The following is a 9,098-nucleotide window of genomic DNA, read 5'->3' as shown; positions in this document are numbered from 1 at the left end:
CGGGCATCCTCGTCGCCCTTGAGGAAGTCGCGCAGGATCTCTTCCTGCTCGTAGGCCTTCTCCAGGGTCATGCCCACTTCGAACGGGATCATCTTCGACAGGCGGTCGGCCAGGCCGTAGGACTTGCCCTGCACCCGCGCCACGTCGCGCACCACCGCCTTGGCGGCCATGGTGCCGAAGGTGATGATCTGGCTCACCGCGTTGCGCCCGTAGGCCTCGGCCACGTAGTCGATCACCCGATCGCGGCCATCCATGCAGAAGTCGACGTCGAAGTCGGGCATGGAAATACGTTCAGGGTTGAGGAAGCGCTCGAACAGCAGGTCGTAGGCCAGCGGGTCGAGGTCGGTGATCTTCAGCACGTAGGCCACCAGCGAACCTGCACCCGACCCCCGGCCAGGGCCGACCGGCACGCCGTTGTTCTTGGCCCACTTGATGAAGTCCATCACGATCAGGAAGTAACCGGGGAAGCCCATCTGGATGATGATGTCCAGTTCGAACTTCAGGCGGTCGAGGTAGAGCTGGCGCTTCTCTTCGTAATTGGGCGTGGTTTCCTTCGGCCAGAGCACGGCCAGGCGCTCTTCCAGGCCTTCGTGGGAAACATGGCGCAGGTAATCGTCGATGCCCATGCCATTGGGCGTGGGGAAATCGGGAAGGAAGTACTTGCCCAGCTGTACCTGGATATTGCAGCGCTTGGCGATTTCGACGGTGTTGGCGATCGCGTCGGGCAGGTCGCTGAACAGCTCGGCCATTTCCTGCGCACTTTTGAGGTACTGCTGGTCGCTGTACATGCGCGGGCGGCGCGGGTCGTCGAGGGTCCAGCCTTCACCGATGCACACGCGGCTTTCGTGGGCATCGAAGTCCGACTGCTTGATGAAGCGCACGTCGTTGGTGGCGACCAGCGGCGCGCCAAGCTTGTCGGCCAGGGCCACGGCGGCGTGCACGTATTCTTCGTCGCCGGCACGGTTGGTGCGCTGCAGCTCGACGTAGAAGCGCTCGGGGAACATGCCCATCCAGTCGCGCAGCAGCGATGCAGCCTCATCGTCGCGGCCGGCCATCAGGGCCTGGCCGATATCGCCTTCCTTGCCCGCCGACAGGGCGATCAGCCCCTCGCTGGCCGGCGCGATCCATTCACGCTGGAGAATCACCAGGCCGTTGCGCTGGCCGTCGGTCCAGCCACGCGAGATCAACTCGGTGAGGTTGCGGTAACCCTTGGGGTCCATGGCCAGGAAGCAGATGCGCGACAGTGGCGCCTCGGGGTCGGCACCGGCCAGCCACAGGTCGGCACCGCAGATCGGCTTGATCCCGGCGCCCATGGCGGTCTTGTAGAACTTCACCAACGAGCACATGTTGCTCTGGTCGGTGATCGCCACCGCCGGCATGTTCATCCCCGCCAGCGCCTTGGCCAGCGGCTTGATCCGCACCAGGCCGTCGACCAGCGAGAATTCGGAGTGGACGCGCAGGTGAACGAAGGGAACCGACATGGAAAGTCCTGTAGCAGTGCTTAACGACAAGGGCGGGATTGTAGCGTAATTGAATAGGGATTTTGGGGCTGCTTCGCAGCCCATCGCGGGCAAGCCCGCTCCCACAGGGATAGTGTGAGCCACAGGAATGCGCATTACCTGTGGGAGCGGGCTTGCCCGCGATGGGCCGCCATGCGGCCCCATCCGTCAGATCAAAGAATCGGTAACGCCCATATGGGCTTCCCAAGCTGCCCGCACGGGGGCAAACGAACGCCGATGAATGGGCGTAGGTCCGAGGCGTGCCAAGGCTTCGAGGTGCACAGGCGTCGGGTAACCCTTGTGCCCGCCCATGCCGTAGCCCGGGTAGATCAGCTCGAACGCACTCATCTCCCGGTCACGGGTCACCTTGGCCAGGATGGACGCGGCAGCGATCGCCGGCACCTGGCTATCGCCCTTGATCACCGGCGCCGCAGGCACTGCCAGCTTGGGGCAGCGGTTACCGTCGATCAGTGCAAGCTTGGGCGTGACGCTCAAGCCTTCCACCGCACGCTGCATGGCCAGCATGGTGGCCTGCAGGATGTTCAGGCGGTCGATTTCCTCCACCTCGGCGCGTGCGATGCAAAAGCTCAGGGCCTTTGCGCAAATCTCGTCGAACAGCGCTTCACGCTTGGCTTCGGTCAGTTTCTTCGAATCATTGAGGCCAAGAATCGGCCGAGCCGGGTCGAGAATCACCGCGGCAGTGACCACCGCGCCGCACAGCGGGCCGCGGCCCACTTCATCGACGCCGGCGACCAGGTCTTCGACCAGGTTGAAATCCAGTCCTATCTGCATATCAGCGAGCCTTGAGCAAAGCCAGCACCGCATCCGCCGCCTGGTTGGAGGCGTCGCGGCGCAAGGTGCGGTGAATCTCGTCGAAGCGTTCGGTCTGCTGGCTGCCATCGGCCACCAACGGCGCCAGGGCCGTGGCCAGGGCTTCGCTGGTGGCGGCATCCTGCAGCAGCTCGGGTACCAGTTCGCGCTGGGCGAGCAGGTTCGGCAACGACACGTAGGGGCTTTTTACCAGACGCTTGAGAATCCAGTAGGTCAGCGGCGCCAGGCGATAGGCGACGACCATCGGCCGCTTGTACAGCAGCGCTTCCAGGGTCGCGGTACCCGAGGCGATCAGCACCGCATCGCAGGCTGCCAGCGCCTGGTGCGACTGGCCATCGAGCAGGGTCAAGGGCAATTGCCGGCCTGCCAGCATCTGCTCGATTTGCTCGCGCCGCGCGGCATTGGCGCAAGGCAGCACGAACCGCACACCCGGCACCTGCTCGCACAGGCGCTGGGCGGCATCGAGGAACAACGCCCCCAGGCGCCCCACCTCGCCTCCGCGGCTCCCGGGCATCAATGCCACCAACGGGCCTTCAGCCAGGCCCAGGGCCTGGCGCGCCGCCTGACGGTCGGCATCCAGCGGGATGGTATCGGCCAGCGGATGGCCGACGAAGCGCACGGGCACGCCCTGCTCTTCGTAGAAGCGCGCCTCGAACGGCAGCAAGGTCAGCATCAGGTCGCAACCTTCGCGGATCTTCAGCACGCGCTTCTGCCGCCAGGCCCAGACCGACGGGCTGACGTAGTGCACGGTCTTGATCCCGACCTGGCGCAGTTTCAATTCGATGTTGAGGGTGAAATCGGGGGCGTCGATGCCGATGAACACATCGGGCTTTTCGGCGATCAGCGTCTGGATCAGCTGTTTGCGCCGCTTGAGCAGCTCGCGCAGGCGCCCCAGCACTTCGACCAGGCCCATGACCGCGAGGCGTTCCATGGGGAAGTAAGACTGCAGGCCTTCGGCTTCCATCAACGGGCCACCGACACCGATGAACCGTACATCGGGATGGCGCGCCTTGAGGGCGCGCATCAAGCCGGAACCCAGAATATCGCCGCTGGCCTCACCCGCAACCAGGGCTACGCAAAGCTGCGCCATGTCAGCGGGTGATGCCGCGGGCGGAGTTCACGATCGACTGGCGGAACAGGTCGACCTCGGGGTGCTTGACGCTCAGTTCGTCCAGCTCCTTGATCGCCTCTTCGACGGTCAGGCCCTGGCGGTAGACGATCTTGTAGGAGCGGCGCAGGGCGTGAATCACTTCATCGCTGAAACCGCGGCGGCGCATGCCTTCGAAGTTCATGCTGCGGGCTTCGGCGGGGCTGCCGAAGACGGTGACGAAGGCCGGCACGTCCTTGCCGATCGCCGTACCCATGCCGGAAAACGCATGCGCGCCGATATGGCAGTACTGGTGCACCAGGGTGAAACCGGACAGGATCGCCCAGTCACCGACATGCACATGGCCGGCCAGCGCAGTGTTGTTGACCAGGATGCAATGGTTGCCGATCACGCTGTCATGGCCGATGTGGGCGTAGGCCATGATCAGGTTGTGGTCACCCAGGGTGGTTTCGTAACGGTCCTGGACCGTGCCACGGTGAATGGTCACACCTTCGCGAATCACATTGTGATCGCCGATCACCAGGCGAGTCGGCTCACCCTTGTACTTGAGGTCCGGGGTGTCTTCGCCAATCGAGGAAAACTGGTAGATGCGGTTGTGCTTGCCGATGCGCGTCGGGCCCTTGAGCACCACGTGCGGGCCGATGACCGTGCCTTCGCCGATTTCCACATCAGGCCCGACAATCGACCACGGGCCAACCTCGACACCCGCGGCCAGCTTGGCCGAGGGGTCGATGATCGCCCGTGGGTCAATCGAACTCATAGGGAGCGTTCCGCACAGGTGATTTCTGCCGAGCAGACCGGCTTGCCGTCGACCAGGGCGCGGCACTCGAACTTCCAGATCATGCTCTTGCGGCTGAGGAACTTGGCTTCCAGCACCAGCTGGTCGCCCGGCAGCACCGGCTGGCGGAAGCGCAGCTTGTCGGAGCCGACGAAGTAGTACAGGGTGCCATCGGCGGGCTTGGTATCAAGCATCTTGAAACCAAGGATGCCGGCCGCCTGGGCCATCGCTTCGATGATCAGCACGCCCGGCATGATCGGGTGCGCCGGGAAGTGGCCATTGAAGAACGGCTCGTTGATGCTGACATTCTTGTAGGCACGAATGCTCTGGGCCTCGAAATCCAGGTCCGTCACGCGATCCACCAGCAGGAACGGGTAACGGTGAGGCAGGTATTCGCGAATCTCGTTGATGTCCATCATTTCGGGGGGAAGCCTGTAATAAGAATAGGGAGCGCAGGTGCTGACCGCACGCTCCTTTTGCAATCCAAAGAGGAGCCAGCTAGCGACTGTTCACTCTTGCTCAGGAAAATGGTATCAGCCTTCTGATGTCGGCTGGCCACCTGAGGTCACGGTATCGACACGTTTTTCCAGCTGCTGGAGACGCTTGGACATGTCGTCCAGCTGGCGGATACGCGCGGCGCTCTTGCGCCAGTCAGCCAGGGGCTGCATGGCAGTACCGGAAGAGTAGGCACCCGGTTCGGTGATCGAACGGGTCACCATGGTCATCCCGGACACGAATACGTTGTCGCACACATCGATGTGGCCGACCATACCGACGCCGCCGGCGATGGTACAGTGCTTGCCGATGCGCGTGCTGCCGGAGATCCCGACGCAGGCAGCCATCGCCGTGTGCTCACCGATCTGAACGTTGTGGGCGATCTGGATCTGGTTGTCGAGCTTGACCCCGTCGGCGATCCGCGTGTCGGACAGCGCGCCGCGATCAACGGCGGTGTTCACGCCGATTTCAACGTCATCACCGATGGTGACGCCGCCAATCTGGGCGATCTTGCGCCACACGCCCTTCTCGTTGGCAAAGCCGAAGCCCTCGCCACCGATTACAGCGCCCGACTGGATGACCACACGCTTGCCGATGGTCACGTCGTGATACAGCGTGACCCGTGGCGCCAGCCAGCCGCCCTCGCCGACCACGCAGCGGGCACCGATCACGCAATGCGCACCGATGCTGACATTGGCGCCAATGCGCGCACCACTCTCGATGACCGCGAACGGCCCGATGCTGGCGCTGGCATCCACCTGGGCATCCTCGGCAACCACGGCGCTGGGATGAATACCCGCCTCAGCCTTGGGCTTGGGATCGAACAGGTGGGAAATGCGCGCGTACGCCAGGTACGGGTCGGGCACGATCAGGGCATTGCCGGCAAAGCCTTCGGCGTCCGCAGCCTTGAGCAGCACCGCGGCAGCCTGGCTGTTGTCCAGGAATTTGCGGTACTGCGGGTTGGCCAAGAAGCTCAGTTGGCCGGGGCCGGCCTCCTGCAAGGTGGCCAGCCCGGTGATCTGCAGCGCCTCAGGGCCTTGGAGTGTGGCCCCGAGGGCCTCGGCCAGCTGGCCGAGCGTCATGGTCACGGTCATATCAACGGGCTTGGTTCATGCGCTCGATGACTTGGCGGGTGATGTCGTACTGAGGTTTGACATCGATGACCGCACCGCGCTCGAGAACCAGGTCGTAACCGCCCTTCTTGATCACTTCCTCGACAGCGCCATCGAGCTTGGGCTTGAGCTGCTTGAGCATGTCGCGGTCAGCAACGGCCTTGGCTTCGTTCAGCTCCTTGGACTGGAACTGGAAGTCACGGGCTTTCTGCTTGAATTCGAGCTCCAGGCGCTCACGCTCAGGCTGCGCCATCTTGTCGCCGCCTTTGATCAAACGGTCCTGGATGCCTTTGGCGCTGCTTTCCAGGCTCTTGAGCTTGGTCAGCTGCGGGCCGAACTTCTTCTCGGCATCGACCGCGTACTTCTTGGCGGCATCGGATTCGAGCAGGGCCATCTGATAGTTCAGCACGGCAACCTTCATTTCGGCGAAAGCCGGGGTGGCGACCAGCGCCGCGGCCAGTACGGCCAGTTGAGTCAACTTACGCACGATGCACTCCTGGATAAACCGTTGTCGTTAAGCAAGGGCCGACCTTAGAAGGTCTGGCCCAGAGAGAATTGGAACACCTGGGTATCGGCATCGTCCGGCTTCTTCACCGGCATCGCCAGGCTGAAGCTCAACGGGCCCAGGGCCGTGATCCAGGTAACGCCCAGGCCAACGGAGCTGGCCATGCCCGAGAAGCCGACCTTTTCGCAATCCGGCTTGCTGCCGCAGTTGGTGTCGAACACGTTACCCACATCCCAGAACACGGAGGTGCGCAGCGAACGCTGGTCCTTGACGAACGGCAGCGGGAACAGCAGCTCGACGCCACCTTGCACCAGCACGTTGCCACCGAACGGCAGCGGATCCTGGTCCGGGTCGGCGATGGTGCCTGGGTTCTTGCCGGTACTTGGCGTACTGCGTGGGCCCAGGCTGCTGTCCTTGAAGCCACGGACGGAGTTGAAGCCACCCGCGTAGTAGTTCTCGTAGAACGGCAGGCCGGAAGTACCACCGAAACCATCACCATAGCCCAGTTCCGTGTGCAGGCGCAGGGTGTAGTTGTTGGTGATCGGCTTGAACAGCTGGCCACGGTAGTCGAGCTTGTAGAACGACAGGTCGCTGCCCGGGATGGTCGATTCCAGGGTCAGGCTCTGGGAGTGACCACGGGTCGCCAGCACCCCTTTGTTCAGGGTCGATTCGGACCAGCCGATCGAAGCCTTGAAGTTCAGGAAGTTGTCGCCTTCCTCCTTGAGGAAGTCGAAGATCTCGTCAACGGTGTACTTGCCGGTCTTGATCTTGTCCTGCTGCACGCTCAGGCCGTAGGTCAGGCGCGAGGTTTCGCTGATCGGGTAGCCCAGGCTGACGCCCGCGCCGTAGCTGTCGACCGCGTAGCTTGCCACGTCGACATCGAGGTCGTCGTAGTCGGTGCTGCGGTAGAAGGCGTTGTAACCCAGGCTCACGCCGTCGGCAGTGAAGTAGGGATCGACGTAACCGAAGTTGTAGCGGGTCTGGTACTCGGAACGGGTCAGGCCGATGGACACCTTGTTACCGGTACCCAGGAAGTTGCTCTGGCTGATCGAACCACCGAGGATCAGGCCGGCGCTCTGGGCGAAACCGACGCTGGCGGTGATCGAGCCGGAAGCCTGCTCTTCGACGCTGTAGTTGACGTCGACCTGGTCGTCGGTGCCTGGCACCGGCGGGGTCTCGACGTTGACTTCCTTGAAGAAGCCCAGGCGCTCGAGGCGAGTCTTGGACTGGTCGATCAGGTAGGTCGAAGCCCAGCCGCCTTCCATCTGGCGCATCTCGCGACGCAGCACTTCGTCTTCGGTCTTGGTGTTGCCGCGGTAGTTGATGCGGTTGACGTAGGCACGCTTGCCCGGGTCGACGACGAACATGATGTCGACGGTGTGGTCCTGGTCGTTCGGCTGCGGCACGCCGTTGACGTTGGCGAAGGTGTAGCCTTCGTTACCCAGACGACGGGTGATCAGCTCGGACGTGGTGGTCATCACCTTGCGCGAGAACACCTGGCCCGGCTGCACCAGCAGCAACGACTTGACCTGGTCTTCCGGCACCTTGAGGTCACCGGAGAGCTTCACGTCGCGAACGGTGTACTTCTCGCCTTCGTTGACGTTGACGGTGATGTAGACGTGCTTCTTGTCCGGGGTGATCGACACCTGGGTAGAGGCGATGTCCATGTTGATGTAGCCGCGGTCCAAGTAGTAGGAACGCAGGCGTTCCAGGTCACCGGAGAGTTTCTCGCGGGCGTACTTGTCGTCGTTCTTGAAGAACGACAGCCAGTTGGTGGTCTTCAGTTCGAACAGCTGCGACAGCTCTTCATCGTCGAACACGGTGTTGCCGACGATGTTGATGTGCTGGATGGCCGCGACCGTGCCTTCGTTGATCTTGATCTTCAGCGCGACGCGGTTGCGCGGCTGCGGCACCACTTCGGCGTCGACTTCGGCCGAGTAGCGGCCCTGGGCCACGTACTGGCGCTGCAGCTCGTTACGCACGCCTTCAAGGGTGGCACGCTGGAAGATTTCGCCTTCGGCCAGGCCCGATTGCTTCAGGCCCTTCATCAGGTCTTCGGTGCTGATCGCCTTGTTGCCTTCGATCTCGATGCTCGACACCGACGGGCGCTCGACCACGTTGATGATCAGGACATTGCCGTCGCGGTTCAGCTGGATGTCCTGGAAGAAGCCGGTCTTGAACAGCGAGCGAGTCGATTCCACCAGGCGACGGTCATCGGCCTGGTCGCCGACGTTGAGCGGCAAGGCACCGAAGACGCTGCCGGCGGATACCCGCTGCAGGCCGTTGACACGAATATCGGAGATGGTGAAGGACTCGGCGTGAACTTCAGCGATCATCAGTGCGGAGAGGACCGCAGTTAGCAGCAGACGTTTCATGAAGTCCTTTTATTCCAACTGGCAATAAACAACCTGCCGCGAAGTGGCGGCAGGTTCGCAATGCGAAGCTTTTATAGTCGACCCAGATCGTTGATCAGGGCGAGCAACATCACCCCTACGACCAAACTGATACCGATCTGGACCCCCCAACCTTGCACCCGATCGGACAGCGGACGACCGCGCGCCCACTCGACCAGGTAAAACAGCAAATGCCCCCCATCCAATACTGGAATGGGCAGCAGGTTAAGAACCCCCAGGCTTATGCTCAGGTAGGCCAGGAAATTCAGGAAATCCCCCACGCCGGACTGGGCTGAAGCGCCCGCCACTTTAGCAATGGTTATCGGTCCGCTCAAGTTTTTTACCGAGAGCTCCCCGAACAGCATTTTCTTCAGCGA

Annotated in this window: 9 protein-coding genes; all 9 read right to left on the bottom strand. The window is 62.5% G+C overall.

The genetic code is table 11. The annotated features are described in order from the left end of the window. Window positions 1-1,481: DNA polymerase III subunit alpha (dnaE, locus tag B3E94_RS00045; protein WP_286911820.1), on the bottom strand; the 1,481-nt coding region annotated here is incomplete at its 3' end. 186 nt (window positions 1,482-1,667) lie between these two features. Beyond that, window positions 1,668-2,291 carry a ribonuclease HII gene (gene rnhB / locus B3E94_RS00040; RefSeq protein WP_286911818.1) on the bottom strand — a complete coding sequence of 208 codons (624 nt, stop codon included), beginning with the start codon at window positions 2,289-2,291 and terminating at the stop codon, window positions 1,668-1,670. Window position 2,292: 1 nt separating this feature from the next. Beyond that, window positions 2,293-3,420, bottom strand: coding sequence for a lipid-A-disaccharide synthase (gene lpxB / locus B3E94_RS00035; RefSeq protein ID WP_176513514.1), 1,128 nt, complete (start codon window positions 3,418-3,420; stop codon window positions 2,293-2,295). 1 nt (window position 3,421) lies between these two features. Continuing rightward, entirely contained in the window at window positions 3,422-4,198 is a 777-nt protein-coding gene (gene lpxA, locus B3E94_RS00030; protein WP_176513516.1) for an acyl-ACP--UDP-N-acetylglucosamine O-acyltransferase, read from the bottom strand. Continuing rightward, window positions 4,195-4,635 (bottom strand): 3-hydroxyacyl-ACP dehydratase FabZ, encoded by a 441-nt coding sequence (gene fabZ, locus B3E94_RS00025; protein WP_016392301.1) that lies wholly within the window; start codon window positions 4,633-4,635, stop codon window positions 4,195-4,197. Before fabZ ends, lpxA begins: the two co-directional genes overlap by 4 nt. A gap of 114 nt (window positions 4,636-4,749) precedes the next feature. Continuing rightward, window positions 4,750-5,805 carry a UDP-3-O-(3-hydroxymyristoyl)glucosamine N-acyltransferase gene (gene lpxD, locus B3E94_RS00020; protein WP_286911815.1) on the bottom strand — a complete coding sequence of 352 codons (1,056 nt, stop codon included), beginning with the start codon at window positions 5,803-5,805 and terminating at the stop codon, window positions 4,750-4,752. Between the two features lies 1 nt (window position 5,806). Further along, window positions 5,807-6,310: an OmpH family outer membrane protein gene (locus B3E94_RS00015; protein WP_008094900.1), complete on the bottom strand. Its 504-nt coding sequence runs from the start codon at window positions 6,308-6,310 to the stop codon at window positions 5,807-5,809. Between the two features lie 44 nt (window positions 6,311-6,354). Beyond that, window positions 6,355-8,703, bottom strand: coding sequence for an outer membrane protein assembly factor BamA (gene bamA / locus B3E94_RS00010; protein ID WP_176513520.1), 2,349 nt, complete (start codon window positions 8,701-8,703; stop codon window positions 6,355-6,357). Between the two features lie 71 nt (window positions 8,704-8,774). Beyond that, on the bottom strand, window positions 8,775-9,098 hold a 324-nt coding region (locus B3E94_RS00005; protein ID WP_286911811.1), incomplete at its 5' end, for a site-2 protease family protein.

Origin of the sequence: Pseudomonas sp. UBA6315 (assembly GCF_002438125.1) — a bacterium.
Taxonomy (GTDB): domain Bacteria; phylum Pseudomonadota; class Gammaproteobacteria; order Pseudomonadales; family Pseudomonadaceae; genus Aquipseudomonas; species Aquipseudomonas faucium.
Note: the sequence above shows the minus strand (reverse complement) of the source record. Positions and strands in the feature narration are given on the sequence as shown.

What these genes read in the sequence shown, in the direction of transcription:
- rnhB (WP_286911818.1), bottom strand. Translation starts at nt 2,291, where the DNA reads ATGCAGATAGGACTGGATTTCAACCTGGTCGAAGACCTGGTCGCCGGC.
- lpxA (WP_176513516.1), bottom strand. Translation starts at nt 4,198, where the DNA reads ATGAGTTCGATTGACCCACGGGCGATCATCGACCCCTCGGCCAAGCTG.
- lpxB (WP_176513514.1), bottom strand. Translation starts at nt 3,420, where the DNA reads ATGGCGCAGCTTTGCGTAGCCCTGGTTGCGGGTGAGGCCAGCGGCGAT.
- bamA (WP_176513520.1), bottom strand. Translation starts at nt 8,703, where the DNA reads ATGAAACGTCTGCTGCTAACTGCGGTCCTCTCCGCACTGATGATCGCT.
- lpxD (WP_286911815.1), bottom strand. Translation starts at nt 5,805, where the DNA reads ATGACCGTGACCATGACGCTCGGCCAGCTGGCCGAGGCCCTCGGGGCC.
- fabZ (WP_016392301.1), bottom strand. Translation starts at nt 4,635, where the DNA reads ATGATGGACATCAACGAGATTCGCGAATACCTGCCTCACCGTTACCCG.